The organism is Marinobacter sp. F4206 (assembly GCF_019392195.1).
GTDB lineage: Bacteria > Pseudomonadota > Gammaproteobacteria > Pseudomonadales > Oleiphilaceae > Marinobacter.
Genome location: NZ_JAHXKI010000002.1, coordinates 1,498,635 through 1,524,757, shown reverse-complemented (window position 1 = coordinate 1,524,757; position 26,123 = coordinate 1,498,635). Strand labels below are relative to the sequence as shown.

Annotated in this window: 23 protein-coding genes; 3 read left to right on the top strand and 20 right to left on the bottom strand. The window is 61.0% G+C overall.

Annotation, left to right across the window (positions count from 1 at the left end; genetic code table 11):
- Positions 1-160: 160 nt before the first annotated feature.
- The 3 genes from KZO34_RS09405 to folE are packed head-to-tail and all read right to left on the bottom strand — an operon-like array spanning position 161 to position 1,583.
- Positions 161-592, bottom strand: coding sequence for a CoA-binding protein (locus KZO34_RS09405; RefSeq protein WP_219475968.1), 432 nt, complete (start codon positions 590-592; stop codon positions 161-163).
- A 22-nt stretch (positions 593-614) separates the two neighbouring features.
- A complete protein-coding gene (folX, locus tag KZO34_RS09400) occupies positions 615-989 on the bottom strand; it encodes a dihydroneopterin triphosphate 2'-epimerase (RefSeq protein WP_219475967.1) in 375 nt (124 codons plus the stop codon).
- A gap of 24 nt (positions 990-1,013) precedes the next feature.
- Positions 1,014-1,583 carry a GTP cyclohydrolase I FolE gene (gene folE / locus KZO34_RS09395; protein WP_219475965.1) on the bottom strand — a complete coding sequence of 190 codons (570 nt, stop codon included), beginning with the start codon at positions 1,581-1,583 and terminating at the stop codon, positions 1,014-1,016.
- 195 nt (positions 1,584-1,778) lie between these two features.
- Between folE and KZO34_RS09390 the strand changes: the two genes are divergently transcribed.
- Positions 1,779-2,696: an alpha/beta fold hydrolase gene (locus KZO34_RS09390; RefSeq protein ID WP_219475964.1), complete on the top strand. Its 918-nt coding sequence runs from the start codon at positions 1,779-1,781 to the stop codon at positions 2,694-2,696.
- Here the strand turns inward: KZO34_RS09390 and KZO34_RS09385 are convergent.
- Complete coding sequence (locus KZO34_RS09385; protein WP_219475963.1) at positions 2,689-3,738, bottom strand: GGDEF domain-containing protein; 1,050 nt, start codon at positions 3,736-3,738, stop codon at positions 2,689-2,691. The two genes, KZO34_RS09390 and KZO34_RS09385, sit on opposite strands and share 8 nt — an antisense overlap.
- A gap of 180 nt (positions 3,739-3,918) precedes the next feature.
- On the opposite strand from KZO34_RS09385, the gene KZO34_RS09380 reads away from it, so the two are divergent.
- Positions 3,919-5,001 carry a patatin-like phospholipase family protein gene (locus KZO34_RS09380; RefSeq protein WP_219475962.1) on the top strand — a complete coding sequence of 361 codons (1,083 nt, stop codon included), beginning with the start codon at positions 3,919-3,921 and terminating at the stop codon, positions 4,999-5,001.
- 3 nt (positions 5,002-5,004) lie between these two features.
- Here the strand turns inward: KZO34_RS09380 and arsJ are convergent, their stop codons facing one another.
- Genes arsJ through KZO34_RS09360 form a run of 4 tightly spaced genes read right to left on the bottom strand, consistent with a single transcriptional unit; the run spans position 5,005 to position 8,688 of the window.
- Positions 5,005-6,198: an organoarsenical effux MFS transporter ArsJ gene (arsJ, locus tag KZO34_RS09375; RefSeq protein WP_219475961.1), complete on the bottom strand. Its 1,194-nt coding sequence runs from the start codon at positions 6,196-6,198 to the stop codon at positions 5,005-5,007.
- Position 6,199: 1 nt separating this feature from the next.
- Positions 6,200-7,204, bottom strand: a complete 1,005-nt coding sequence (locus tag KZO34_RS09370; RefSeq protein ID WP_219475960.1) for an ArsJ-associated glyceraldehyde-3-phosphate dehydrogenase — start codon at positions 7,202-7,204, stop codon at positions 6,200-6,202.
- Between the two features lie 42 nt (positions 7,205-7,246).
- Entirely contained in the window at positions 7,247-8,275 is a 1,029-nt protein-coding gene (arsB, locus tag KZO34_RS09365; RefSeq protein WP_219475959.1) for an ACR3 family arsenite efflux transporter, read from the bottom strand.
- Positions 8,275-8,688: an ArsR/SmtB family transcription factor gene (locus KZO34_RS09360; RefSeq protein ID WP_257900236.1), complete on the bottom strand. Its 414-nt coding sequence runs from the start codon at positions 8,686-8,688 to the stop codon at positions 8,275-8,277. Before KZO34_RS09360 ends, arsB begins: the two co-directional genes overlap by 1 nt.
- An 80-nt stretch (positions 8,689-8,768) precedes the next feature.
- Here KZO34_RS09360 and KZO34_RS09355 point away from each other — a divergent pair, with 80 nt between their 5' ends.
- Positions 8,769-9,017: a CDGSH iron-sulfur domain-containing protein gene (locus KZO34_RS09355; protein WP_219475958.1), complete on the top strand. Its 249-nt coding sequence runs from the start codon at positions 8,769-8,771 to the stop codon at positions 9,015-9,017.
- On the opposite strand, the gene KZO34_RS09350 is transcribed toward KZO34_RS09355, so the two are convergent.
- The 12 genes from KZO34_RS09350 to pilG all read right to left on the bottom strand — a co-directional run bounded on the left by KZO34_RS09350 (position 9,014) and on the right by pilG (position 25,855).
- Positions 9,014-10,012 (bottom strand): PAS domain-containing protein, encoded by a 999-nt coding sequence (locus KZO34_RS09350; RefSeq protein WP_219475957.1) that lies wholly within the window; start codon positions 10,010-10,012, stop codon positions 9,014-9,016. The two genes, KZO34_RS09355 and KZO34_RS09350, sit on opposite strands and share 4 nt — an antisense overlap.
- Before the next feature lie 90 nt (positions 10,013-10,102).
- Positions 10,103-10,915 carry a metal ABC transporter permease gene (locus KZO34_RS09345; RefSeq protein WP_219475955.1) on the bottom strand — a complete coding sequence of 271 codons (813 nt, stop codon included), beginning with the start codon at positions 10,913-10,915 and terminating at the stop codon, positions 10,103-10,105.
- Positions 10,902-11,693: a zinc ABC transporter ATP-binding protein ZnuC gene (znuC, locus tag KZO34_RS09340; protein WP_219475952.1), complete on the bottom strand. Its 792-nt coding sequence runs from the start codon at positions 11,691-11,693 to the stop codon at positions 10,902-10,904. Before znuC ends, KZO34_RS09345 begins: the two co-directional genes overlap by 14 nt.
- On the bottom strand, positions 11,686-12,177 hold the full coding sequence (locus KZO34_RS09335) for a Fur family transcriptional regulator (RefSeq protein ID WP_219475950.1): 492 nt from the start codon (positions 12,175-12,177) through the stop codon (positions 11,686-11,688). The genes znuC and KZO34_RS09335 overlap by 8 nt, the downstream gene beginning before the upstream one ends.
- A 68-nt stretch (positions 12,178-12,245) precedes the next feature.
- A complete protein-coding gene (locus tag KZO34_RS09330; protein WP_219475949.1) occupies positions 12,246-12,707 on the bottom strand; it encodes a chemotaxis protein CheW in 462 nt (153 codons plus the stop codon).
- Between the two features lie 11 nt (positions 12,708-12,718).
- Positions 12,719-13,771 carry a chemotaxis protein CheB gene (locus tag KZO34_RS09325; protein ID WP_219475947.1) on the bottom strand — a complete coding sequence of 351 codons (1,053 nt, stop codon included), beginning with the start codon at positions 13,769-13,771 and terminating at the stop codon, positions 12,719-12,721.
- The gene (locus KZO34_RS09320; RefSeq protein WP_219475945.1) at positions 13,771-21,396 is read right to left on the bottom strand and encodes an Hpt domain-containing protein; all 7,626 of its coding nucleotides are present in this window, start codon (positions 21,394-21,396) and stop codon (positions 13,771-13,773) included. Before KZO34_RS09320 ends, KZO34_RS09325 begins: the two co-directional genes overlap by 1 nt.
- Positions 21,397-21,407: 11 nt before the next feature.
- Positions 21,408-22,307: a CheR family methyltransferase gene (locus KZO34_RS09315; protein WP_219475943.1), complete on the bottom strand. Its 900-nt coding sequence runs from the start codon at positions 22,305-22,307 to the stop codon at positions 21,408-21,410.
- 27 nt (positions 22,308-22,334) lie between these two features.
- On the bottom strand, positions 22,335-24,410 hold the full coding sequence (locus KZO34_RS09310) for a methyl-accepting chemotaxis protein (protein ID WP_219475941.1): 2,076 nt from the start codon (positions 24,408-24,410) through the stop codon (positions 22,335-22,337).
- 91 nt (positions 24,411-24,501) lie between these two features.
- Positions 24,502-25,047: a chemotaxis protein CheW gene (locus KZO34_RS09305; protein ID WP_219475940.1), complete on the bottom strand. Its 546-nt coding sequence runs from the start codon at positions 25,045-25,047 to the stop codon at positions 24,502-24,504.
- Positions 25,048-25,067: 20 nt separating this feature from the next.
- Positions 25,068-25,430, bottom strand: a complete 363-nt coding sequence (gene pilH / locus KZO34_RS09300) for a twitching motility response regulator PilH (protein ID WP_008939836.1) — start codon at positions 25,428-25,430, stop codon at positions 25,068-25,070.
- 32 nt (positions 25,431-25,462) lie between these two features.
- Positions 25,463-25,855, bottom strand: a complete 393-nt coding sequence (gene pilG / locus KZO34_RS09295; RefSeq protein ID WP_008175635.1) for a twitching motility response regulator PilG — start codon at positions 25,853-25,855, stop codon at positions 25,463-25,465.
- Positions 25,856-26,123 lie beyond the last annotated feature (268 nt).

Below are 26,123 nucleotides of genomic sequence, written 5' to 3'. Positions count from 1 at the left end.
GAGTATCGGCCGGGAGCGCTTCATTATGAATTATTTTTTATTGAGCCGGCCATCAAGCTCCATCCCGATTCGTCCCGGCAGAGTCAACAATACGGGGTGTTGGAGATTTTTTCGAGGCATCGGACAGGATTTCAGTGCGGGACGCCTGACCGGGGTGGGGTCAGGCGTGGACTGGGGGAATGCCCAGACGGGGGATTTCCTGCTTGGGGCAGCGATCCATGACCGTGGTCAGGCCGGCGGCTTCCGCCCGGCCAACGCCGGCTTCGTTGATGACGCCGATTTGCAGCCAGATCACCGGAATGCGCTTTTCGATGGCGGTATCAATGACGGCGTCCGTGCGCTCTGGCGCCAGGAACAACTCCGCCATGTCCACTGGTTCCGGCAGCGAGGCCAGGTCGGCATACACGGTCTCACCCAGCAGTTCGCGACCGGCCAGCCGCGGGTTGACCGGAATAACCCGGTAGCCCTGTTGCTGCAGGAACACCATCACCTCATGGGAGGGACGGTTGGTTTTCTCGCTGGCCCCCACGAGGGCGATGGAGCGCACACTTTCCAGAATCGCTCGCAGTTGTTCCGGGGAGTTGCTGGGCATGGGTAGAAGTCACCTGATTGGTTTAACGGTGCGCCTCGAGGCAGACCGACACGGACTCGGCATAGCGTAACGCGTGAGGTTTGTCGATTTCCACCTGCGCCCATTGCACCGCTTCGTGCTCCATCACGATGGTCAGTACCTCGTGGGTCAGGCGCTCAAGCAGGGCAAAGCGGTTGCCGTCGACGTGGTGAATGATCTGTTTGGTGATGGTCCGGTAGTTCAGCGCCGCCGAAATTTCATTTTCGGTGATGGCATCAGCGGCATCGTAGGTCAGGGCCACATTGATCAGCACATCCTGCTGGTTGTTGATCTCCTCGTCCTTGATGCCGATGTAGGCTCTCAGCAGCAGATCCTTGATGCGGACCCGGGCCTGATGGTTGCCGATTACGTCTGTCATAGCGCCTCCGTTAACCGGGGTGGATCAGCGGTTGTTGCCAATGAGGTTGAGGAACTCGGTGCGGGTGGCCTGGGACTTGCGGAACTGTCCCAGCATCATTGAGGTTTTCATCCGCGAGTTCTGCTTTTCCACGCCGCGCATCATCATGCACATGTGCTGAGCTTCGATGACCACCGCAACGCCCTTGGCGTTGGTGACGCTTTCGATGGCCTCGGCAATCTGGCGGGTCAGGTTTTCCTGGATCTGCAGGCGCCGGGCATACATGTCCACGATCCGGGCGAACTTGGACAGACCAAGAACCCGCCCCTGGGGCAGGTAGGCGATGTGGCATTTTCCGATGAACGGCAGCATATGGTGTTCACACATGCTGTACAGCTCAATGTCCTGAACCACCACCATTTCATCCATGGCGGATTCGAACACGGCGTTATTGACCAGGTCGGCCAGGCTTTGCTGGTAACCCTGGGTGAGGAACTGCATCGCTTTGGCAGCTCGCATTGGAGTGTCCTGCAGACCTTCGCGGCTGGTGTCTTCACCGAGTCCGTTAATAATGGCGCTGTAGTGGCCGGCGAGGTCGTCAAGGAGTTTGGTCATAGTCAATTCCGGTCTGCTGTATCGTACGAGGGCCAAAGCTTAAGGCAATTTGCCCGTCATCTCTACGCTTTACGAGCCCGACCCGGGAAAAGACCACTTTGGCTCTGGTGCCATCTCGGGACTGCCGCAGGGCTATGGCAGGCAAGGCAGGATTGTTTTACAGTCAGGGGTTGGGATAGTCGCCGGGGATAAAGGATGGAACAGGTGATCGCCGATGCTCGAAACGACGTGTCTGCGGGTCGCGAATCGGGCACCCTTGAGGGTTGGCAGCAGGGAGGCAAGTGGTTCAGCTACGGTGGCCATGCCATATTCAGCCGCATGGCCGGGCAGGGCGACCCCCTGGTCCTGATTCATGGCTTTCCCACCGCCAGCTGGGACTGGAGCCGGGTCTGGCCGATGCTGACCCCGCACTTCAGTGTGCTGGCGCTGGACATGCTGGGCTTTGGTTTCTCCGACAAGCCCGTGCCTTACCCCTACAGCATCGAAGACCAGGCCGATCTCCTGCAGGGCTGGGTGGAAGGCCTGGGCCTGGATTCCATTCACCTGATGGCCCATGACTACGGCTGCAGTGTGGTGCAGGAGTTGCTGGCCCGGGAGCAGGAGGGCGTGTTGCCGTTCGACATCGCCAGTGTCTGTTTCCTCAATGGCGCCCTGTTTCCCGAAGTCCACAATCCGCTGCTGATTCAGAAACTGCTGCGCAGTCCCCTGGGTGGCCTGGTCAGCCGGGGCTTGACTCGCCGCACCTTCGAGCGGAATTTCCGTCGCCTTTTTGGCAGCCAGAATCCACCGGACCATCAGGACATGGAAGACTTCTGGCATCTGCTGACCTACAACAACGGCCGGGGGATCATGCACCACCTGATTCAGTTCATGGAAGAGCGGCGCTGCCATCGGAACCGATGGGTCGGTGCGCTGCAAAAGGCTCCCCAGCCAATGCGCTTGATTTCCGGCACAGCGGATCCGGTTTCCGGGGCTGCCATGGCCCGTCGCTATCGCGAACTGATCGCCAACCCGGATGTGGTCAGCCTCCGGAATACCGGACACTACCCGCACTTTGAATGCCCGTGGGATGTGTTCAGCGCGTACCGGGATTTTCGAAAACGGGTTAAGTGACGGGGTCGGGGGCGACGGTTCCCGCCGCCGGACGCCGCGCATTCACCACTTGATTGCGGCCGCGGGATTTTGCCTCGTACAGCGCCTGGTCCGCCCGGTTCAGCCAGACCGACCAGGTCTCGCCCTGGCACACCTCGGCCACGCTGGCGCTCGCGGTCAAACTGATGTCTTCCAGGAACGGGCGTGAGCCGATACCGGTCAGCAACTGATAGGCCAGGGTGTCGGCGTCTTTCTGGCGGGTCTCCGGCAGCACGATCATGAACTCCTCACCGCCGATCCGGAACAGCTGATCGCTTTCCCGGAGGCGCTTCCGAACTCGCAGTGCCATTTCCTTCAGTACCCGATCACCCGCCTGGTGACCCCACTGGTCGTTGATGGCCTTGAAAAAATCCAGGTCGATCAGGACCAGGCTGGATACCCGCTCGTAGCGTTCCCGCATCTGGATCTGATGGTTCAGGATGTCGGCAAGCTGAGACCGGTTCAGGCACCCGGTTAGCGGATCGGTGGTGGCCAGCCGGGTCAGTTCGTGCTGGAGTTTGCCCACCAGCCAGGCAAACACCATGGCGAACACGCAGGTCAGCCCCAGGGAAAAGGTGATGCGCCAGAAGTCGGCTTCCGGGAACTTGGTGAATGAGACCGCGGCCATGACGCTGATGAAAATGATGTTGCTGACCGTCGCCTCTCTGAGAGGGAGCAGGAAAAACAGGGCCGTGGCTGCCGGATAGGCCCAGTACAGTCCGGCATGACCGTTGATACCGGTGGAGTAGGCGGCGGAAACCACTGCCAGCAGCGGAAACAGGCGCCCCTTCAGAAAATAGGTGTTGCGATAGCGCAGGAAGGCAATGACCAGAAGCGCATTGGCGCAGAATAGCACCAGAAGGCCTGATAGCAGCCGATGATCCTGTTTCCATTGCACCAGAATCAGGGGCGCAATGGCGACAAAGGCCCAGAAATGGAGGTGGAAAATCAGCTGGCGTTTGAATCCCAGAACAGCAAGCGTCGGGTTGGTAGCCAGTGGATCGGGTGGGGCAAAGACATTCACAGCAAACTCCCGCTGCCAAAGATGATCGGTCCGCCTCCGTTGCCGGACTGTCGAAAGTCTATCATGAGCCGTCCGTTAATGAAGCCCATACTGGTATTTATGACTGCTATTAGTTTTCTTCAGTTGGCCGGGGTTCTGCCGCTTCGTTAAACTCCGCGGATCCAAAACAGGGAGTTCGTCATGACTGCAATTCATACCCGGGCACCGGCACTGACCATCCGCGCCGGACGCCGTGCCCTGGAGCGGCTGAAAGCCAGGCCACTGACACCCGCCGATGTCCACGTGGTTCCCGGCGCTGCAGGGGGGCCGAAGGCGTTGGGGATCAGCGGCCTGGACAAGGCCATCTTTGGCGACTGGCTGCCTCGGGCTCCGCAGGAGCGTTCACTGATCGGCTCATCCATCGGCAGCTGGCGGTTTGCGGCGGTCGCTTCGTCGGATAACCCGAAGGCCCAGCTCGCCAAGCTGGCGGAGTTGTATACGTCCCAGCGCTTTGCCAAGGGCGTAAGCCCCGCCGAAGTGAGCCGCAAGAGCGTATTGTTCCTGGAGGAGCTGCTGGGCGGGCGTGAAGACTACATTCTCAATCATCCCTGGTACCGGCTCAATGTGGTGGTGGTGCGCAGTCGCGGCATGCTGGAGCACGACACCCGGGGGCGCCTCAGCCTTGGCTTGATGAATGCCATCAGCGCCAACATGGTGAGTCGTCGTCATCTGGGACGGTTCATGGAACGGGGCATCCTTCACGATGCCCGCCTGAAAGCGCCGGTGGCCAAGCTGGTCGATTTTCCCAGCCACGAGGTGGCACTGACCGGCGACAATCTGCTGTCGGCGCTTCTGGCTTCCGCCTCCATTCCGATGGTGATGGCGGGCGTCCGTAACATCCCGGGCGCCCCCGAAGGTGTCTACCGTGACGGGGGGCTGCTGGACTATCATCTGGACCTGCCGTACGAACAGCCCGGTGTCATCCTCTATCCGCATTTCACGGACAAGGTGGTGCCCGGTTGGTTCGACAAGACCCTGCCCTGGCGTAGGGGTGACGCTACCCGCCTGCAGGACGTTGTGCTGGTGGCGCCCTCGAAGGACTACCTCGAGACCCTGCCGGATCGCAAGCTCCCGGACCGCAAGGATTTCGAGAAATACCTCAACGACGATGATGGCCGGGAACGGGCCTGGCGCAAGGCCATTGCCGAGAGCGACCGTCTGGGGGACGAGTTCCTGGAATTGGCCGATAGCGGGAAGCTGGCGGACGTCATCCGCCCGCTCTGAGGCTCAGGCCGAGACCGGTCGGCGCTCTGGCAGGCCGGCCGTGAACACTGCGGCAAGGGCCACCATCGCCGAGGAAACCCACAGGCACGCCGCCAGGCCGTAGGATTGGTACACCCAACCGGAGAGCAGGGTGCCAAGCAGCCGCCCGGCCGCGTTGGACATGTAGTAGAAGCCCACATCCAGGGACACACCGTCGGATCGGGCATAGCTGACAATCAGGTAGCTGTGCAGCGATGAATTGATGGCGAACAGCACGCCGAACAGCAGCAGCCCGCCAACGACCGTCTGTTGGGGCGGAATCGATGTCGTCAGCCCGAGGGCGATGCCCGCCGGCACGACCGCCAACACTGAGGCCCAGAGTATCGCCGACGTCCTGCCGGTCAGGTCGCCGGTAATTCTGGGCGCCTGGGTCTGGATGACACCGTAGCCGATGCCCCAGCAGGCCATAAAGCCGCCGACTTGCCAGAAATCCCAGCCGAAGGCGACGTGGAGGTACACGGGGAGGGCGACCACAAACCAGACATCCCGTGCGCCGAACAGGAACAGTCGGGCCGCTGACAGCATGTTGATCGGGCGGCTCTTGGACAGCAGGTCGGTAAACTTTGGCTTGGCTTTACTCTTGCCCAGTTCCCGCTTCAGCAGGAACAGGCTGGCCAGCCAGATCAGCCCAAGGGCTATGGCCATGGCAACGACGGCACCCTTGAAGCCGGCAGTCATCAGAAGCACGCCGCCGAGGAAGAACCCCACCCCCTTGAGGGTATTCTTGGAACCGGTGAGTACCGCCACCCATTTATAGAGCTTGCCCTGTTCAGTATCCGGCACCAGCAGCTTGATACCGCTCTTGGCCGACATCTTGTTGAGGTCCTTGGCGATGCCGGACAGGGCCTGGGCCGCCATGACCCAGGGAACGGTCAGTGCGGCCGCTGGGGCGGCCAGCATGGCCAGAGCCACGATCTGGAGGAACAGGCCCAGATTCATGGTTCGGTTGAGCCCCAGGCGGGCGCCCAGGTAACCGCCCACCAGATTGGTGACCACGCCGAAAAATTCATAGAAGACAAAGAGCAGCGCGATCTCCAGTGGCGCGTAGCCAAGCTGGTGAAAGTGCAGCACGACCAGCATCCTCAGGGCGCCATCGGTCAGGGTGAAGGCCCAGTAGTTGCCGGTGATGACCAGATACTGGCGAATGGCTGAACTCATATCAGGCAGAGCCAACCTTGTGCATCAGTTCGGCGGTGCGATTGGCATAGCCCCACTCGTTGTCGTACCAGGCGTAGAGCTTCACCTGGGTACCGTTGACCACCATGGTGGACAGGGCGTCGATGATGGAAGAGCGTGGGTCGGTTCGGTAGTCGATGGAGACGAGGGGGCGTTCCTCGTAGCCCAGAATGCCCTCCAGTTCGCCGCCGGCCGCCTCTTTCAGAAGCCGATTGACGGTGTCCCGGTCCGTGGGGGTGTCTACCTCAAAGACGCAGTCGGTGAGCGAGGCGTTGGTCAGCGGTACCCGCACGGCGTGGCCGTCGAGCCGTCCCTTCAGCTCGGGGAAGATTTCAATGATGGCGGTCGCCGATCCGGTGGTGGTCGGGATCAGTGAACTGCCACAGGCCCGGGCCCGGCGCAGGTCCTTGTGGGGGGCGTCGATGATGGTCTGGGTGTTGGTCAGGCTGTGGATGGTGGTGATGGAGCCGTGGCGGATACCCAGTTGCTCGTGAATAACTTTGACCACGGGTGCCAGGCAGTTGGTGGTGCACGAGGCGGCGGTGACAATCCGGTCTGTGGCGGGTTCAAACAGGTGGTCGTTCACGCCCCTCACCAGGTTCTTCGCGCCGGCTTCCTTGACCGGGGCCGTGACCACAACCCGTTTCACGCCCTGATCCAGGTAGCCCTGAAGCACATCCACCGTCTTCATCTTGCCGCTGGCCTCAATGACCACGTCGCAGCCGGACCAGTCGGTTTCGGCGATGGTCCGGTTGTGGGTTACCCGGATGCGGCGGCCGTCGATGACCATGTCGGCGCCGTCGAAGCCGGCGTCCCGGTTCCAGCGCCCATGAATGCTGTCGAAGTTCAGCAGGTGTGCCAGTGTTGCTGCGTCGGCACCCGGGTCATTGATTGCTACGAACTCAATGTCGGGCCACTCCCAGGCCACGCGCAGGGCCAGTCGTCCGATACGGCCAAAGCCGTTAATGCCTACTTTGATCGTGCTCATTGTTGCTACCTCCCCCGTTTGTCCGGGGTTATAAACAGAATGTCAGGGTAACTTCGGTGCCGGAAACCAGCGCGTTGTCCGGTTGGCGAAGGCCACCAGGGACAGCATGACCGGGACCTCCACCAGTACACCCACGACGGTGGCCAGGGCGGCGCCGGAGGTAAGACCGAACAGGCTGATCGCCACGGCCACCGCCAGTTCGAAGAAGTTTGACGTCCCGATCAGGCTGGCCGGTGCCGCAATGTTGTGGGGCAGTTTTATCCTGCGGGCGACGAAATAGGCGATGAAAAAAATCCCATAGCTCTGGATCAGCAGCGGGATGGCGATCAGGACGATGGCGAACGGGTTGTCCAGGATGCGGTCTGCCTGCAGGCCGAAGAGCAGGCTCACGGTCGCCAGCAGACCCATGATGGTGGTGGGCTTGCTGTGCTGCAGCCAGGCTTCCAGGCGTTCCTCGCCCTGGGCCAGCAGGTAACGCCGGGTGATAATGCCCGCCACGAGCGGCGCCACCACGTACAGACCGACGGAGAGCAGCAGGGTTTCCCAGGGCACGGTAATGGCGGAAAGGCCCAGCAGGAAGGCCGCAATGGGCGCGAAGGCGAACACCATGATGATGTCGTTTACCGATACCTGAACCAGGGTGTAGGCGGAATTACCGCGGGTGAGGTGGCTCCAGACAAAAACCATGGCGGTGCAGGGGGCGACGCCCAGGAGGATCATGCCGGCAATGTATTCCGTGGCCGTCGTCGCGTCGACCAGATCCGCGAACAGGACTTTGAAAAACAGCCAGCCGAGGGCCGCCATGGTGAACGGCTTGATTAACCAGTTGATGACGAGGGTCAGAATCAGGCCCTGGGGTTCGCGGCCCACGTTACGGATTGCGGTGAAATCCACCTGAACCATCATCGGGTAGATCATGGCCCAGATAAACACCGCCACCACCAGGTTAACGTGCGCGTAGGTCAGATTTGCGATGGTCTCGTACACGCCCGGTATCAGGGTGCCGGTGGTGATGCCGAGGCCGATGGCCAGGGCCACCCAGACGCTGAGGTATCGTTCGAAAGTGCCCATTAGCTGCAGTTCTCGCTGACGGAGCGGGTCGGCAGGGTGCCCAACCGCCGGTGGATGGGGCCTAACAGGCTCGCGCAGACTTCCGATGACCGCTCGAGCACCGATTGCACCCAGTCGGGCAGGTCCGGATGGAGCCGGTAGTACACCCATTGCCCGCGGCGTTCGTCCTGCAACAGGTTCTGCGCTCTGAGATAAGCCAGATGGCGACTGACGGTGGGTTGGGCGAGTTCCAGCGCGGCGGTGAGTTCACAAACACACAGCTCCGTTTGCTGCCGGATCAACAGCAGGATGGCGAGCCGGTTTTCATCGCCGAGTGCCTTGAAGACAGGCACCGGACGGTAGTCAGCGTCGGTGGTCATAAATATCGGAATGATCGCATATGCAAAAAAACGAATATCAATATAGGGGATCATGCCGTTGCCGGCAAGTCGCCGGTGAAGAATTGTCTATACTGCGGGTACCGTATTGCAGACGTGTCTTTTGGGGAGGCCCTATGAGCGATGAGAAAGCCCGCGTGGCGAGCACTACGCCCTATTCTGTCCTGGTCGAGGGGGGCAAAACTTACATGTGGTGCGCCTGCGGTCGCAGTGAGGACCAGCCATTCTGCGACGGGTCTCATAAGGGCACGGGGTTCACCCCGGTGAAGTATACCGCCGAGAAGAAAGAATGGGTCTGGTTCTGTGGTTGTAAGCAGACCGGAACGCCGCCGCTGTGCGATGGCACCCACAAATCCCTGGCCTAGTGATCTTTTCGGGAGACGGCGCTGAGCCGGTACCCGGTCAGACCGTGTATCGGATCCTGTAGCGCCAGAATTCTCATGGCGACATTGAGGACGGTTTCCTCGTCTCGGTGCAGCAGTGGGAGATCAATGCGTTCGATGGAATGATCCGACCTTGCGGCGGTTAACGCCCGCCGGAAGTTCTCCCGGGACTCGGACGCGATCAGTCGCTCGAACGGTTCGCCGGTCAGGTCGGCGGGCGCCCGTTCCAGCAGTTCTGCCACCTGCGGGGAAATAAAGCCGATGAGGCCCATTTCGTCCAGTTCGCTGATGATGGCGCCCGACAGGGCAACCAGATCCCGACTGCGTTGTTCACTGTCATCCAGGGCCTGGCGCAGGATGGATTTTTCCACCTGAAGGTTGGTGATGTGTTGATCGGCGCCGGTTTCCCGATGCTCCAGATCCGCAATTTGAAGGGACTGGGTGTGGAGCCTGCGGCACTGGAACAGGGCCAGCAGGGTGGCGACGATGGTCAGTGCCGCGCCGGCAAGCCAGACATTTCGGCGGGCCGTGTTTGCGGCTTGCTCCAGCATGGAACGGGCGGGCACTGTCGTCAGCATCCAGCTGAAGTCGCCGTAATTGACCTCGGTCCGCAGGGCCCTTGTGGGATCGATGGAGCCTTCGGTCCGAATCTGGAGCAACGGCCGTTTGGTGTGCCGGGCGAGGGTATCGACCCGAACACCCAGACTCGGTGGCAGCGCCTCATCGAACACGGACTGCAGCCATTCCCGGGTCGAGGCATTCTCGGACGCCCGTGCCGGCACCCGGGCCAGCAGCAGGTTGACCAGAGCCTGGTGTTGGGCCTGGTAATGGGCCTCGGCCAGCTGGCGAGCCCGGCTGGACTCCAGGTGGGCCGTGGTAGCTGTGGCGGCTATCCCGGCGATCAGAATAACCAAGGGAATCCACAGGCTGGGCCAAAGGCCGGTCTGCCCGGACAAACGGGGTTGTGAGCTGTCCATGCGCGCCTTCCCGAGTGATGGCGGTTTAGCGCCATGCTCAATCAGTAGTGTTCCCTCACTTTAGACCAGGCAGTGGCTGCTGGGAAATTCTCAGGCCCGGGCTTTGCCCGCGAAGCCATAGACCAGCAGGAAGGTCAGAAAGGCGGTGACGACCGCCGACGGCCCGGCAGGTGTGTCCAGGTACCACGACAGACTCAGGCCACCGCTCACCGCGACAAAGCCGAAAACCATCGCCAGCCCCACCATATGTTCCGGATTGTGGGCCAGGCGCCGTGCCGTTGCCGCCGGAATGATCAGCAGGGCGGTAATAAGCAGTACGCCGACGATTTTCATGGCGACGGCAATCACCAGTGAGAACATCAGGACCAGCACCAGTCGTAGCCTTTCTACCGGCAGGCCCTCGACGCGCGCCAGCTCCTGGTGGATCGTGCTCATCAGGAGGCCTTGCCACAGGGTTGCCAGCAGGGTCAGGATCACCGCGGCACCGCCGTAGATCCAGAGCAGGTCGTTCCGGCTCATGGCCAGCAAGTCGCCGAACAGCAGGCCGGTCAGGTCGACTCGTACATCGGGCATGAAACTGAGGGTGACCAGACCAATGGCCAGGGCGCTGTGGGCGAGAATGCCCAGCAGGGTGTCCGTGGCCAGGGCCCGGGTTCGGGAAAACAGCACCAGGGCCACCGCCAGCACCACGCAGGTCAAGACGACCCCAACGTGCAGGGGCACGCTGATCAGGAAGCTCAGGGCAATGCCCAGCAGCGCCGAGTGGGCAAGGGTGTCGCCGAAATAGGCCATCCGGCGCCAGACCACAAAGCAGCCCAGGGGGCCGGCGACCAGCGCCACTCCCAGGCCGCCGATCAGTGCCCGCCAGAAAAAATCGTCCAGAACAGCGTCAATGATGGGCATGGCCGGAGCACTCCTGATGGCCGGAAATGGAGCGGGCCTGGTCGCTTTCCACCACATCGCCGTGGAGATCGTGGCTGTGGTTGTGGCGGTGATGATAGACCGCGAGGGATTCCGCCACCTGGGTTCCGAAGGTCTCGATAAAAGCCGGATCGTGGGAAATGTCGGCCGGGTGTCCGCTACAGCAGATGTGCTGGTTCAGGCAGATGACCTCGTCGGTTGCGGCCATCACCAGATGCAGGTCGTGGGAGATCATGATTACGCCGCAATTGAGCTCGTCACGAAGCTGGCGGATCAGCTCGTACAGTGAGGCCTGGCCATTGATGTCGACCCCCTGTGCCGGTTCGTCCAGTACCAGAAGATCCGGCCGCCTGACTAGGGCCCTGGCCAGTAACAGTCGCTGTTTCTCACCCCCGGACAGGTGATGTACGGAGGCATTCAGCAGGTGGCCGACCCCGGTTTTCGCCAATGCCGCCTGGCATTCGGACACCGAACGACCGGTCAGCATCATGAAGCGCTTCACGCTCAGGGGCAGGGTCGATTCCAGCGCCAGGTGCTGGGGCACGTATCCGATGACCAGGTTGCGGGCCAGGCTGATCGCGCCCCGGGTGGCTTTTTGCAGCCCCAGTACAGCCTTGATCAGGGTGGTTTTTCCGGCCCCGTTGGGCCCGATGATGGTGAGGATATCACCTCGATGAACCTTCAGATTGACGTGATCGACCACGGGCCGGTCGTCAAACGCCACCGTAAGGTTGTCCAGGGTCACCAGTGGTTCACTCATCGCCCGTTTCCTTCTGACACCGGGGACAGAGGCCGGCAATCTCGAGGGTGATGTCATCCAGTTCGAAGGATTCCGCTTCTGCCGCTGCCTGCACGGCCCCAGAGACCGATGGCGCCGTCAGTTCAAGCACGTTGCCACAGGCCCGGCAGATCAGGAACATGCCGGTATGGTGGTCACCGGCGTGGGTACAGCCAATGAAGGCATTGAGCGAGGCAATCCGATGGACCAGCCCGTTCTGTTGCAGAAAATCCAGCGCCCGGTAGACCGTGGGCGGTGCGGCGTTGTGGCCGTCTTCAGACAACTGGGCGAGCACATCGTACGCACCCAGGGGCTTGTGGGATTGCCAGATCAGTTCGAGTACCCGTTCCCGGGTGGGCGTCAGGCGCGCGCTGCGTTGCTGGCAGATCTCCCTGGCGTCAGCCAGAGCCTTGCTGACGCAGGCGTCGTGATTGTGCGGGCGATAGGGCAGTGCGCGGGCGGACATGGCGGGAATCCTGCAAAATTTGCAACATTATAACATTTGCATTGATCCCTGCCATGGCCCCGATGGCGTTACTGACGGGACTGGTTTGCCAGTGATTCAAGGTACTCAAGGTTTGGAATCCAGGCGCTGTCCCCATCGACCTCAACCTGCATGATATCGGCCGGGCCGGCTTCGCCATCCTTCTGTCGGATCTGGTCTTCGGTGAGTCGCGTCTGGCTTGGGATGCCCTGGGTAACCAGAGCCATGAAGGGCACGTGCTGATGGTGTTCACCAATGGTATTCAACACGACGATTCGGCCACGGTTATCGCCAGGAACGCTGAGGCTGCCGCCGTTGGCGGCATCGTAGGAAATGACGGGCAGCTGAAGTCCGCGCCAGTCGAGGTAGCCGACCAGCCAGTCCGGTGTGTTGGCTCCCGCGTCGGAACTGGCGTAGTCCACCACTTCGGCAATGGTTACGTTCGGCAGTAACAGTTGCCGCTCGCTCATGGGAATCATGACGCAGGAGAGAGTCTGGCTGTTGTCGTTCATTGCATGTGTCCTCAGGCGGAGTCCCGTTTCTGCCGGCCTTTGAGCAGGCAGGATTCTTCAATGGTTTTAACCAGTTCCCGGGCCAGTTCTTCCGGGGTCCCACACAGGGTGGAGCAGCCGGTCGCAGCGACGGAATCGGGCATGGAGCTGTTACCGCAGCTGCGGCTTTCCTGAACCCAGATTCGACTGCCGTAGGCTTTCAGCATGGGGGCGGCAATCGCGCCATCGTTGCCCATGCCGGAGAACAGGATAGCATGACAGCGTGGCCCGTAATGATCGGCCACGTTGAGCAGAACCTGGTCGATGGAAGGGCCGTAGGGCCCTGGCCAGGGGGTGTCGAGTTCGGTCAGTTCCCCGGCTTCGTTAATTTTCCATTCGTGCTCTACCGGCAGCAGCACCACGTCGCCGTTGTGAACGCGAAGGCCCTCATCCGCCCGTTTGAGCTGGTAATGGGCATGGCGGCCGAGTACCCGGGTCAGGACTTCGGTGAAATTGCCGTCGATGTGCTGGGCGTAGATAAAACCGACGGGCAGGCCGGGGGGCAAATGATCGAGAAAGGTCTTGACCGCCGCGGGTCCCCCGAGGGAGGCGCCGAGAATCCAGACCTCCTCGGCCATAGAGCCAGGGGTTGCAGGTTGAATCCAGTGGGGCAGCGACGCCGTCGGCGGGCACGCCGGCGTCTGTGCTTCAAGCTCCTGGATACTGGCTTCGGAATCGAGTTCCTCGAGGTGGCCGAACTGCTGTTCCAGCTTTCCAAGCAGCCGTCGTTCCCAGCGGAAGTAATCGGTTCCTCCGGGCTTGGGGGCCTGATCCAGCCCGAACAGCACCGGAGCCTCCGTGTTTTCCAGCAGATGATCGAACAGGGCCGGATGGTCGGCTTCGTCCTCCAGGGTCACCAGCCAGAGCCCGGCATCCGGAAAGTCCGGGTAACCAAGAAGGCGTTCCGGATCCCCGGAAAAACAGACGTCGAGACCAACCTTGGCTGTGGCGGCCTGCAGGCGGTGCCGCTGCAGGACGACATCCGAGACGATCCCGACTCTGGGCCGGCCATTCTGGCCGGCCATCACCGGTTTCCGGTCAGCCGTTCGATGGTCTCAAGCAGCTCGGTTTCCTGGAACGGCTTGCCCAGATACTCGTTTACACCGATCGCCATGGCCCGTTCCCGGTGTTTTTCACCGGTTCGTGACGTGATCATGCAGATGGGCGTTTCCGACAGATTGTCGTCGTGCCGCACGAAACTGGCCACTTCGAAACCATCCATCCGCGGCATTTCGATATCCAGCAGGATGACGTCCGGCTTGTGGTCCTGCAACTGGGCAACCGCATCCAGCCCGTCTTTCGCCAGAATGACCTCCATGCCGTTGCGTTCCAGCAGGCGCGAGGTCACTTTTCGTACCGTTACCGAATCGTCGACCACCATCACGGTGGTGACCTGCTCTTCGTACCGGGCAGCTTCGCGCGCCTTCTCGAGGCTGGCCAGGCGCTGACGCTCGGACAGAATGTCGGAGCGGATCATTGCCGGCAGGTCAAGAATCACGACCACGTTGCCGTCACCGAGAATGGTCGCGCCGGACACGCCGCGCACCGAACTGAACTGCGGACCGAGGGATTTGACCACGATTTCCCGGCTACCCATCAGATTATCCACCTGAAGGGCCATGGGCTGCTCAGCGCCCCGGACCAGAATGACCGGCAACGGCAGTATCTGGCCCTGCAGTTTCGGCTGGTGATCACTGTTCAGCAGGCTGCCGAGGTACTGCAGGCGGTATTCCTGGCCGGCGTACTCGTACATCGGCGCATCCGGCTTGTAGTACTCTTCCAGCTCGTAGGTGCTGACCCGGACGATACCTTCAATGGTATTGAGCGGGATGGCGTAGAAGTCTTCGCCGGTGGAGACCATCAAGGCCCGGTTCACCGAGACCGTGAATGGCAGGCGCACCGTGAAGGTCGTGCCGCGTCCGAGCGCGGAATCAATGTCTAGGCTGCCGCCGAGCTGTTTGATCTCGCTGGCGACCACGTCCATACCCACGCCCCGACCGGAGATCTGGGTCACCTGCTGGGCGGTTGAGAACCCGGGCTGAAGGATAAACTGCAGGATCTCCCGTTCGGACAGATCTTCATCCTCGCGCATCATGCCCTGACGGATGGCCTTGTCACGAATGACGTTGGATGGAATACCCTTGCCGTCGTCCATCATTCGCAGAACCACATCACCGCCTTCGCGGGTCAGGGACAGGACCACTTCCCCGGTTTCCGGCTTGCCGGAGGTCTTCCGGTCGGCCGGCGCCTCAATGCCGTGGTCGAGGGCGTTCCGGAGCATGTGCTCCAGCGGCGCAATCATCCGTTCCAGGATGTTGCGGTCCATTTCGCCTTCGGCGTTGCGGACATCGAAATCGACTTTCTTGCCGAGCTCGCCGCTGATCTGGCGGACAATCCGACGCAGACGGGGCACCATTGAGGAAAACGGAATCATTCGGGTCTTCATCAGACCTTCCTGCAGTTCCGTGTTGATGCGCGACTGCTGGACCAACAGGGTTTCCGTATCCCGTACCCGGTCAGACAGGGTCTCTCGCAGGTCGGCAAGGTCGGAGGAGGACTCGGTCAGGGCCCGGGACAGCTGCTGGATCGAGGAATAACGGTCCATTTCCAGGGGATCGAAGTCGTCCCCGTAGTCTGGTCCGTGTTCCTTCTCGGCACTGAACAGAATCTGCGCCTCGGTCTCGATTTCCATCCGGCGCAGCTGCTCACGCAGACGTTCGATGGTGGCCGCCATTTCGTCGAGGGTGTGGCCGAAATCACTGGTCTGGGTTTCAAGTCGGCCACGGGTAATACTGGTTTCACCGGCAAGGTTGACCAGTTCATCCAGCAATGGCGCCGAGACCCGGATGGTCTCCTGGGCGGCTCGCTGACTTTCCTTGGCCTTGTTCCGGACCTTGGTGCTGGCCTTTGCGGGCGGTTTGGCCGGCTTGGGCTCTGGCGCCGCCGGTGCTTCGGCGGCCGGGGCCGGCGATTCCGGTTTTTTCGGTTCCGGGGCCTTGGCCTCGGGGGTTGCTTCGGGCTCGGGTTCCGGGGCAGAGGCCGGTTCCGGCGCGGTGTCACCGGACTCATGGCGTTTCCGGATCTCGGCGACCATGGCAATAGTGGCGTCGTGATCCTCGGTGATGGTCTGCCATTGGCTCTGATCCGGGGCATTACCACCCAGGTCGATCAGACGGGTCTCGAAGGCGTGAGCCTGGTCACCGAGCTGGGTCAGTTGTGACAGGCGCGCTCCACCCTTGAGAGTGTGCAGTGCACGCTGTGCCTCCTGATTGAAGGCATGATTGGCGGGTTCCTTGCGCCAGTCATCGAGCAGCTGCTCCAGCTGATCCATGATTTCGCCGGCTTCTTCGAGGAAGATCTCGAGAACTTCCGGATCCACCTCTTCGCTTGCCTGGGCGGGTTCCGGCTGCGGGGCCTGAGTCTCTGCCGCAGCGGCCTGGTGGGCCGTGTTCAGGGCATCGACCAGCTCTTTGTCCGCATCCGGTTTGTTGCCCTCTTCCAGGCTGGTGAGCATCGCCTTGAGTGAACTCAAGGCTTTGTCGCTCAGCGCCAGCAACGCCTTTTGATTAGTGGATCCGGCGATCAGCGGGTCCAGTGCATCCGACCAGGCCTCGGCCAGATCGGCGATCGGATCGACGTCGGACAGTCGTGCGCCACCCTTGAGGGTATGAAGCTCCTGTTGAAGCTGGGTTACACCGGTCAACTCGTCCGGCTCGTCGCGCCATTGGGCAAGGCACTCGCTGATGGCCGCGTATATCTCGAGCCCCTCGTCCAGGAAAATGCCGATCAGATCGTCATCGCTGGCGCCGGCCAGAGTTTCGGCCAGGCCGGGGGCACCTTCAATAGAGGGCTGGGTCTCGGGCTGGTCCGCTTCGACCATGTCTTCGTCGATGCCCGCGGCGTCCGGCGCATCCTGGACCGGCTTTGCCTCCAGAGGCTCGCCGCGCAGGATCGCCTTGACCTGCGCCACCAGTTCGTTGGCGGACGGGCAGGGCTTCTGGGTCGCGACCTGCTCAACCATCTGGGCCAGACGGTCGTGACAGGCGAACAACAGATCGTTCATGTCGTCGCTGGCGTCCAGCTGGCCTTCCGCCACTTTTTCGAACAGGTCTTCCAGCACGTGGGTCAGGTCACCGATGGCCTCGACCCCGGCCATGCGCGCTCCGCCCTTGAGGGTGTGGACGTCGCGCTGAAGTTCCGCGGCCACCGCCCGGTCGGAGGGATCCTCACTCCAGCTGTGAAGGGCACTGCCGGTGGAGTTGATCAGGTCGTAGGCTTCTTCCAGGAAGATACCCACCAGTTCCGGATCCAGATGAGACAGATCGGCGACGGTGTCCTGTTCTGATTCGTCTTCGGTTTGCTCTGGCTCGGCTTCGGCCTGCTCGTCCAGTTCGGGAACGGGCAGGGTATCGTCTTCCGGTTCGTCGGCTTCCCCGGAAGGGCTGACATCGGTAACCGGGCGGGTGCCCGTCGCGCCGTCAATGTAGGCCTGAATCTCGCCAATCAGGTCCGGTGCCGGCCGCGGAGGCTCCTGAGCCTCGAGGGCCTCGACCATACCGGCGAGGCGATCGTGGGACCGGAACAGCAGGTCGGACAGCTCATCGCTGATCGACAGACGCTGTTCGGTAAGCCCTTCAAACAGGGTCTCCAGTTCGTGGGAGAGGTCACCGATAGACGGGATATCGGCCAGCCGGGCACCCCCTTTCAGGGTGTGAAGATCCCGTTGTAGAAGACGCAGAATGTCCAGGTTGTGGGTGCTTTCACTCCAGTTCTGCAGCGCATCGGCCGTGCTGTCGATCAGGTCGCGGGCTTCCTCCAGGAAGATTTCGGCGAGTTCCTGATCCATCTCATCGTCGGATTCACCGGTGTCCGCCAACGGCGGGAGCTCGGGCGTCTCGTCTTCGCCTTTCGCGTCGGGCGCCGCGGTCTCCATCTCGTCCATGTCAAAGCTGAGATCGATGGCTTCCAGGTCTTCGGTGAATTCCTGGTCGAACGCGTCCGGTTCCGCGGGTTCGGTGGGCGCTTCGCTCAGCGCATCGAGGCGATCCAGAATGTCTTCGCTGGATTCGGTCGCCAACCCGGCGGCAACCTGATCCATCATGTTGATCAGTTGCTCGTGGGCGTCACGTACGGTGTCGAAAAAGTGCTGGTCCGGCGCGGAATCGCTGGCGGCAACTGCACTGTAGGCGTCTTTCAGCGCACCAGAGAGCGACGATACATCGGACAGGCCGGCGTCCGCCGCGCCCTCGGTGAGCTGCGCCAGTTCGGCGCGGAGCTTGTTGAGAGACTCGGTCTCTTCCGGATTGCTGGCCCATTGATCAAGGATCTGGTCGGCGTCCAGGACGATATCCAGACCTTCGTTCAGGAACAGCTGAACCAGTTGCGGCGGCGCTTCCCGGGCGGGCTGCTCGTCGCCACTGGCGTCATGGTGACTGCGCAGGGTCTCCTGGGAGATGCGGTCGAGCTTCTCAAGGAAAGCCTCGGTGCCTGGCAGGGACGCCTGGGGGTTTTTCCGGATCTGGGCCAGGCCCTGGGTCAGGAAGTCGCAGGCATCTTCAATGCAGGACAGAATTTCCCGATCGGCGCGCTTGTTCTGGGCCCGGGATTCTTTGACGAAGCGCTCAAGCGGGGTAATCACCGCTGCGATGGGCGCAATCCCGGCAGTGTGGGCGCTGCCCTTCAGGGTGTGCAGGGCGCGGGACAGGTCGTCGGTGTAGGAAATCGACGTCTTGTCACCGGCCGCCACGAGATAGTCTTTGAGGGTTTGCAGGTGGGTCTCGGTTTCACTCTCAAAGATATCGAGAAGAACCGGATCGACGCCACCGTCCTCATTATCCACTGAGCCGCTGTCGTCACGGTCGGTAGACGCGGGCGAGGCGTTAGCGTCACTTTCGGCCGCCGGCATGCTGCTGGCGTTGGGGATTTCTCCGTTGGCCAGTGCGTTGGCCCGGGCTTCCAGGCCAGCGGTGTCCAGACTCTGGCCACGACGTTTCTCGAAGTCCTCCACCAGCGCCGGCAAAGCACCGGTCACTTCATCCAGCAGGCCAGCGATGTCGTCGTTCATGAAGATGCTGCCGTCAATGACCCGGTTCAGCATATTCTCCACCGACCATGCCAGTTCCCCGACGATCAGTGCGCCCACCATCCGGCCACTGCCCTTGAGCGTGTGGAAGGCCCGGCGTACTTCGGAAAGGGCACTGCGGTCATCATGCTGGCGCAGCAGCATAGGGAGGTATTCCCGGATGGTTTCGAGAACTTCTCCGGCTTCCTCAATGAAAATTTCGAGGATTTCGTCGTCGATCAGGTCGTCGTCCTGGCTGAACTCGACCGGGTGCTCTTCCTGTGCCGCAGGCGCCGGTGTCTCGGAGGCGGTGGCTTCGGCGTCTGCCGGTGCCTCTGCTTGGGCTTCTGCCTCTCCCGGATGCTCGGCGGTCGCCTCGGTGTCGTTGCCAGCGTCGGTGCGACGGGTGGTGGCCATGGCCTCGGCACGCTCAATCAGCTCACTGACATCGCCACTGGCCTGACCTTCCCGGAATTCGCGGATCAGTGACGGGATGCGGGTGTTGACCTCATCAATCAGCGAAAACAGATCATCGTTGGGCTTGATGGTCTGATCGATGACCCGGTTCAGCAGGTTTTCCACCGACCACGCCAGCTCACCCAGGCTGGTGGCACCGACCATCCGGCCACTGCCCTTGAGTGTGTGGAAAGCGCGACGTACTTCGGTCAGAGCCTCGCGGTCCTCGTGGTTCTGGCGCAGTTGCGGGTAGAACTCGTGGATCGTCTCGAGGACTTCCTCGGCTTCCTCGACGAAGATCGAGAGAATTTCGTCATCCAGAAGTTCGTCGTCGGACCCTTTGTCGGTTTCCGGCGCTGCCTGGACAGTCTCTTCTTCCGATGTCTCCATGACCGGAATGTCGGCCTCGGTGTCGGCTTCGCTCCAGGTCGGCTCGGCGCCAACCGGGAAACCAAGGGAAGCGAGGCTTTCTTCGGCGACTTTCAGTACGGTGTCGTTCTCGCCAATACCCTCGGCCAGACGTTCAAGGTAGTACTCGATACTGGTAACGGCGTCGGCCAGGGTATCGAGCTGCTTCCAGTCGGGAACCTGCTTGCCACCGAGCAGGACGTCGGTAATGTACCGCTCGGCCGAGGCCAGCATGTCGGCAACGCGGTCCAGGGGAATCAGGCCCAGCCCGCCGCGAATGCTATGCAGCAGACCCGGTACGTGTTCGATTTCACGGGTATCCCACTGCGATGCAATGAAATTCACGATGGCAGTTTTAACCTGCTCGAGGGTATTTCTGGATTCCCGCAACAGGGCACCGCTGGCTTCACCCAGCTCCCGTGAGCCCAGGTTGACCGGCCCATCGGATTCGGCCTCGGGCTCCCGTTGGCCATCGCTGTCGAGCCCGGCCAGGCTGGCTTCGACATAGAGCAGGGCGCCGGCGATATCCATCATGGTGCCGTCGTCAACCAGGTCGCTCTGGCTACTCAGTTTCTCCACCAGCTCGATTTGTTCGGTGACTACCTTACGGGGAATGCCCAAGCCCAGAACCGCCAGGGTGTTGGCAACCTGACGCAGGCCTGGCAGCAGTTCTTCCAGCTCGCCGTTCTGGCGAAGTTCGGCCCGAACGAACAGATCAAGCTGGTCCTTCAGTTTGGCCAGTTCCTCGTTGAGGGCGCTGACCACGGAATGAATGGCCTCGCGGCCCGGGCCGGAGACCCGGGTACGGGCGGCATCGACATCGTCTTCCGATGGCAGTGCCTGCTCCAGCTGGTATTCGTTTCTCAGGGCGCTGACCTGGGGCGTGTCGAGGTCGCGAGCCCGGGCAACGTAATAGAGCAGGTGCTTGAACAGGGCTTCCGGAGCCGGCTGCTGGAGGATGTCGGCGTGTTCGTCGGTCAGCCGGCGAATCTCGCTGTCCAGTTCACGCAAGAGGGACTTTACCGCCGCGTTGACCGGATTAACGTGGGCCTGAAGGGTTTCGACAAAGGCGCTGGCAGCTTTCCAGAGTTCGCCGCGCGGTGTTTTCTGGCACAGGCGGGTAAGACGCAGAATGACCTTCTGCATGTAGTCGAAGTGGGCGTCCAGATCCTCCTCGCGCACGACGCCAGCGAGGGCAAACTGATACATCTGGCGCAGTTTACGGATATGGCCGAGTACCTTGGGGTCCTGCAGGCGTTGGGACGTCTTGCCACTGACCTGCATCCGGGACCGGCTCAGATCCGGCTTGAACAGGGATGTGTCGGACAGCAGGGCTTCGCCACGAGCGGCACGCAGATCGTTCAGCAGCGGCAGCAGGACCATCGGGAAATCATCCTGGCTGCTGGCCAGGTGTTCCAGATACTGGGGCAGCTGCAGGATCGCCTGCATCAGGACTTCGACGGCCTCGTCGACATTAGCAACGGTGTCGTTCAGAACCGCCTGGGTGAGCTTCTCCATCTCTTCGGTCAGCAGTGCCGCACCGTAAAGCTCAACCATCTGCAGGGTGCCGTGCACCTGATGGAGATAATTCAGGCAGAAGCGCAGGCGCGCAGTGTCGTCGCGGTTGTCGACATACGCTTCCAGTGCATGCTGACCCTGGGTCAGCGTGTCCTGTATCTCGCCCCGAACCCAGTCGAGGGCGATGCTGTCATGGTGATTGCCCATAACCACTCCGGTTATTCTTCGTCAGTCTGGCGTTTGATCCACGCCAGCACATGTTCCGAGGGTACCCTCTGCAGGCCTGGAGGCTGCCAGTCGGTCAGCTCTCCCTGGCCCAGCACCAGCAACCCCCCGGGCGCCAGCCGCTCTGCAAGTCGCTTGACAATTTCCCGCCGGCGCCAGCGACGGAAATAGATCAGCAGATTCTGGCAGAAGATAATGTTCATCCCGTGCATGGGTGCCTTATCGAGATCCAGTACGTTCAGTCTGGTAAAGCACACCCTGTCCCGGATGCTGTTCACTATTTCTACGGTATTCCGCTCGGCCGGGCGGAAATACCGGGACTTAAGTTCTTCGTCCATCCCCATGAGTTTGCGGGGATTGAACTGGCCGTTATGGGCCTTTTCGATTGCGGGCTTGCTGATATCGGAGCCGGTAATGCCGAACAGCGGCTGTAGGTCCAGCTGGCTCATGCATTCATTCAGCACCATGGCGAGGGTGTAAGGCTCTTCGCCGCTTGAACACCCGACACTCCAAGCTTCCAGGGGGCGTTTTCGTAGCTGCTCCCTTGGCCTCGTCAGCACATAATCCGCCACCAGGCGAAAAGCATCCGGATCCCGGAAGAACCGGGTTTCCTGGACCGTCAGCCGGTCCACCAGTGTTGACCACTCCCTGATCGCATCCGGCCCGGACACGATTTGCTCGTAGTAGGCCTGATAGCTGCTGCAGCCGATTTCCCGCATCCGGATCCCGAGATTGGTCTCCAGAAACGAGCGCCGCTCAGCCGACAGCGTTATGCCGGTACGGTGCTCCAGCAGGGTCTGCCACTGGTTGAACTGCGCCTCGTCCATATCGGGGAGTCGGCGCAGTGACCAGATGCCTTCGGCGGGTGACAGGTTGTTATGCATGTGCGCCATAAACCGTCAACTGCCCTGGACCGAAGATCAGCCCACCACCGGAACGTCGGTGTCTTCCTCTTCTTCCTGCTCGGCTGCGTCTTCTTCCGGCAGGGTGAAGCCGGCAACAGAGGACCGCAGTTCGGACGCCATTTCCGCCAGGTTACCGATCGACTTCGCGGTCGCGTTGGTACCGGACGAGGTCTGGGACGTGATTTCCTGGATGACGTTCATCGTGTTGGAAATGTGGGCCGCAGAAGACGACTGCTGACGGGCGGCGTTAGAGATGTTCTGGATCAGTTCCGCCAGAGACATGGATACGTTCTCGATTTCCTCGAGCGCGATACCCGCATCCTGGGCCAGTCGGGCACCACGGACCACCTCGGCGGTGGTGTGTTCCATGGAGATAACCGCTTCGTTGGTATCGGACTGGATCGTCTTAACCAGCGCTTCAATCTGCTTGGTTGCCGCGGAGGAACGTTCCGCCAGGCGCTGAACTTCGTCCGCAACGACCGCGAAGCCCCGGCCTGCGTCACCGGCCATGGAAGCCTGGATGGCAGCGTTCAGGGACAGGATGTTGGTCTGGTCGGCGATGTCGTTGATCAGGGATACGATGTCACCGATTTCCTGGGAAGATTCACCCAGACGCTTGATCCGTTTGGAGGTTTCCTGGATCTGCTCACGGATGTTGTCCATGCCGCGGATGGTGTTCTGTACCACTTCCGCGCCCTTCTTCGCGATCGCAACCGACCGCTCCGCAACCGCGGAGGATTCAGCGGCGTTGGAGGATACCTGGTCGATGGAGACCGCCATTTCGTTCACCGCGGCAGAGGCGCCGGCAATTTCCTGGGCCTGGTGCTCGGAGGCGTCAGCCAGGTGCATGGCCGTGGCCTGAGTTTCCTGGGCCGCTGAGGACACCCGAACCGCGGTGCCACGAATCGACTGTACCAGACCACGCATCTGGTCGATCGCGTAGTTGATGGAGTCGGCGATGGCGCCGGTGAAGTCCTCGGTTACCGTGGCCTCGGTCGTCAGGTCACCGTCCGCCAGGTCGGCGAGTTCGTCCAGCAGTCGCAGGATCGCGTTCTGGTTCTGTTCGTTCTGTTCCTGGGTCGTGGACAGACGTTCCTGGGCTTCCCGGTACAGTGCCAGACCGATGAAGACCACGATGGCAACCATGGCCGCCAGGATGATAAAGGCAAGGGTCGGGCTGATCAGGCGGGAGCCGGACTGGTTCCGGAAGCCTTCGGCCAGTACGGACAGTTCTGACAGCAGGAGCTCGGAGTTCTGGAAGATGTCGCTGGCCGCAGTACGAACCTTGAAGAGGTCGGGAGAGGCTTCAAGGATCGCGTCTACGTTCTGGGAAACGAACTCGAACAGCTCGTCAACGGCCTCAAGACCGTAGATGGCGTCTTCATCGTTTACCTTGGAGATGCCCATGGCCGGGTTGCCGTTGAGCTGGCCTTCCAGTACCCGGCCGAACAGGCTGGCGTCGCGACCGAACCGGTCGGCGGCGATGACCGCGTCTTCGTCACCGGACAGTACGTTGTTAACCGAGCGCACAATCCGTTCCGCGAGCAGTGACTGGCGCTGGGCCAGGGCGATTTGCTCGGCTGGCGCGCCGTTGTCCAGCAGGATCTGTACGATGTCGTCGTACTCCACCTGGAGCTGCGGAATGGTTTCGTTCAGGGTCCGTGCCACTTCGTGAAGGCCGAGCACCGCGTCCTGGGTGGAGAGGATGCTGTCGGCGTTTTCACGCACGGTATTCCAGTTCTCCTGAACTCCGCTTTGTTCTGCCAGTTCGCTGGGCGGGAGGCCGGTGTCGGGGTTGCCCTCAGTCACATTGCTCCAGAGCTGCTGGAACTCATCCCGCGACCGTCGAAGCTGGTTGAAAGCCTCGGCAGTACCGCCGGCGGCCTCGGTGGCGTTCTTCGCAATGGCCTGCGAGAGAACCCTCAGCTCAGCGGTGTGGGCAATGTACTCCTGATCGTTCTGGCTGTCCCTGTTGATAATAAACAGGACCACAACGAGCAGGACGGTGAGTGCAATCAGTGCGGAGATCAGACCGGCAACAAGCTTGTTGCCTCCCTGTCCCATACTGAGTCTTCCGGCTCTGTTTTTCATTTTCTGGCTCCCGGCCTCTTCATAAAGATTGGCAAGTTTGTTTTTGCGGGTATCAGGCGGTCAGGGTGATGTTCCTGCCAGTTCCACACCCTTACCACTGTGCGACGTCAAGAAAGCGTTCGTCGTCGAGCAGATCGACCGCCGAAAAGACTTTCCAGACTTCCTCGTTGCGTTCGTAGCCGCCTGTTACAAACGGTCGAACGTTTTCAGGTACACCTTCCGGTGCCTCCTTGAAACTGTCAGATGCGAAGTACTGCATGCCCAGGACGTTGTCGACCACCAGTCCGCTGAAAACGTCTCCCTCTTCGACCACGAGCACACGACGTTCACGCAGGCTGCGCGACGAACGGGGAATGTCGAAGAAACTGGCGAGATCAACCAGGGGCAGGAGGCGACCACGGACGTTGGCGGCGCCAAGAAGAAACGGGCGAACCCCCGGAATGTGGGTAAACCGGGGAACATGGAGAATTTCGGTGACTTCGCCCATGGGCGCCACATAACGCTCACCGGCCAGAACAAAACCAATGCCGTTCCACAGCTCAACGGCTTCCTGCTGCTCCGGCAGGCCGGCCGCCATGGACCGGCTGCGCTGGGCGATATCCGTCAGAACGGCATAGGGGGCGGTCTGGGCGGACATGCTTACTCCACGGTTGGGGATCAGGCAATCAGACTGTTGATTGTTTTGATCAGATCGTCTTCGTTAACCGGCTTGACCAGATAACCTTTGGCGCCCTGACGGGTACCCCAGACACGGTCAGTTTCCTGATCCTTGGTGGTGACGATGACCACGGGAATGGAAGCGGTCTCCGGAGCGCGGGTCAACTGGCGGGTGGCCTGAAACCCGTTCAGGCCAGGCATGACTACGTCCATCAGCACCAGGTCCGGCGTTTCGGCGCGGGCCTTGGCAACACCGTCTGCGCCATTGTCGGCGGTCAGGACTTCGTGCTGGTGCTTTTCCAGGATGGTGGAGATTTTCTTCACCTCGGTGGGGGAGTCGTCAACAATGAGAATGCGAGCCATGGGTTCCTCGATGGTTCTTGGTTTCAGCAGGTTTACTGTTCCGCCTGGGGGACATACTGGCGGATAGTGTTGAGCAGCTCATCCTTGCTGAACGGTTTGGTCAGATACTGGTCAGAGCCGACAATACGGCCCTTTGCCTTGTCGAACAGGCCGTCCTTGCTGGAGAGCATAATAACCGGCGTCTTTTTGAAAGAGGAATTGTTCTTGATGAGTGCGCAGGTCTGGTAGCCATCCAGTCGGGGCATCATGATATCGACAAAAATGATGTCCGGCTGGGAATCGGCAATCTTGGCCAGAGCGTCAAAGCCGTCAGTTGCGGTGATGACCTCACAGCCGACCTTTTTCAGAAGGGTTTCTGCGGTGCGACGGATGGTTTTGCTATCGTCGATCACCATGATCTTCAGATTCTCGAAGTTGTCATCCATTGTCCAACTGCCTTGCGCTCAGCGACTGTCATTATTTTCAAACGGGGATTTTTAACACAAACCTTAAGGTTGTTCTATAAACCCCGCTCATTTATAGAGTATCAATGGCTGGATAAAAAGTATTACTTTGTGACCAAATGTACTTGTGCCTGCAACTTCACGTAATCGGCTGAGGATTTCTGCGGATGCATTCATGGCTCGGGTACAATACCATTCGACGTCTCAGCATAACACTTGTCACCCGGTTCACTCTGCTGACCGGTTCGTG

Excerpts from the sequence above, each read along its gene's own strand:
- KZO34_RS09405 (WP_219475968.1), bottom strand. The coding sequence starts at position 592 with ATGCCCAGCAACTCCCCGGAACAACTGCGAGCGATTCTGGAAAGTGTG.
- folX (WP_219475967.1), bottom strand. The coding sequence starts at position 989 with ATGACAGACGTAATCGGCAACCATCAGGCCCGGGTCCGCATCAAGGAT.
- folE (WP_219475965.1), bottom strand. The coding sequence starts at position 1,583 with ATGACCAAACTCCTTGACGACCTCGCCGGCCACTACAGCGCCATTATT.
- KZO34_RS09390 (WP_219475964.1), top strand. The coding sequence starts at position 1,779 with ATGGAACAGGTGATCGCCGATGCTCGAAACGACGTGTCTGCGGGTCGC.
- KZO34_RS09380 (WP_219475962.1), top strand. The coding sequence starts at position 3,919 with ATGACTGCAATTCATACCCGGGCACCGGCACTGACCATCCGCGCCGGA.
- arsJ (WP_219475961.1), bottom strand. The coding sequence starts at position 6,198 with ATGAGTTCAGCCATTCGCCAGTATCTGGTCATCACCGGCAACTACTGG.
- KZO34_RS09370 (WP_219475960.1), bottom strand. The coding sequence starts at position 7,204 with ATGAGCACGATCAAAGTAGGCATTAACGGCTTTGGCCGTATCGGACGA.
- arsB (WP_219475959.1), bottom strand. The coding sequence starts at position 8,275 with ATGGGCACTTTCGAACGATACCTCAGCGTCTGGGTGGCCCTGGCCATC.
- KZO34_RS09360 (WP_257900236.1), bottom strand. The coding sequence starts at position 8,688 with ATGATCCCCTATATTGATATTCGTTTTTTTGCATATGCGATCATTCCG.
- KZO34_RS09355 (WP_219475958.1), top strand. The coding sequence starts at position 8,769 with ATGAGCGATGAGAAAGCCCGCGTGGCGAGCACTACGCCCTATTCTGTC.
- KZO34_RS09350 (WP_219475957.1), bottom strand. The coding sequence starts at position 10,012 with ATGGACAGCTCACAACCCCGTTTGTCCGGGCAGACCGGCCTTTGGCCC.
- KZO34_RS09345 (WP_219475955.1), bottom strand. The coding sequence starts at position 10,915 with ATGCCCATCATTGACGCTGTTCTGGACGATTTTTTCTGGCGGGCACTG.
- znuC (WP_219475952.1), bottom strand. The coding sequence starts at position 11,693 with ATGAGTGAACCACTGGTGACCCTGGACAACCTTACGGTGGCGTTTGAC.
- KZO34_RS09335 (WP_219475950.1), bottom strand. The coding sequence starts at position 12,177 with ATGTCCGCCCGCGCACTGCCCTATCGCCCGCACAATCACGACGCCTGC.
- KZO34_RS09330 (WP_219475949.1), bottom strand. The coding sequence starts at position 12,707 with ATGAACGACAACAGCCAGACTCTCTCCTGCGTCATGATTCCCATGAGC.
- KZO34_RS09325 (WP_219475947.1), bottom strand. The coding sequence starts at position 13,771 with ATGGCCGGCCAGAATGGCCGGCCCAGAGTCGGGATCGTCTCGGATGTC.
- KZO34_RS09320 (WP_219475945.1), bottom strand. The coding sequence starts at position 21,396 with ATGGGCAATCACCATGACAGCATCGCCCTCGACTGGGTTCGGGGCGAG.
- KZO34_RS09315 (WP_219475943.1), bottom strand. The coding sequence starts at position 22,307 with ATGGCGCACATGCATAACAACCTGTCACCCGCCGAAGGCATCTGGTCA.
- KZO34_RS09310 (WP_219475941.1), bottom strand. The coding sequence starts at position 24,410 with ATGAAAAACAGAGCCGGAAGACTCAGTATGGGACAGGGAGGCAACAAG.
- KZO34_RS09305 (WP_219475940.1), bottom strand. The coding sequence starts at position 25,047 with ATGTCCGCCCAGACCGCCCCCTATGCCGTTCTGACGGATATCGCCCAG.
- pilH (WP_008939836.1), bottom strand. The coding sequence starts at position 25,430 with ATGGCTCGCATTCTCATTGTTGACGACTCCCCCACCGAGGTGAAGAAA.
- pilG (WP_008175635.1), bottom strand. The coding sequence starts at position 25,855 with ATGGATGACAACTTCGAGAATCTGAAGATCATGGTGATCGACGATAGC.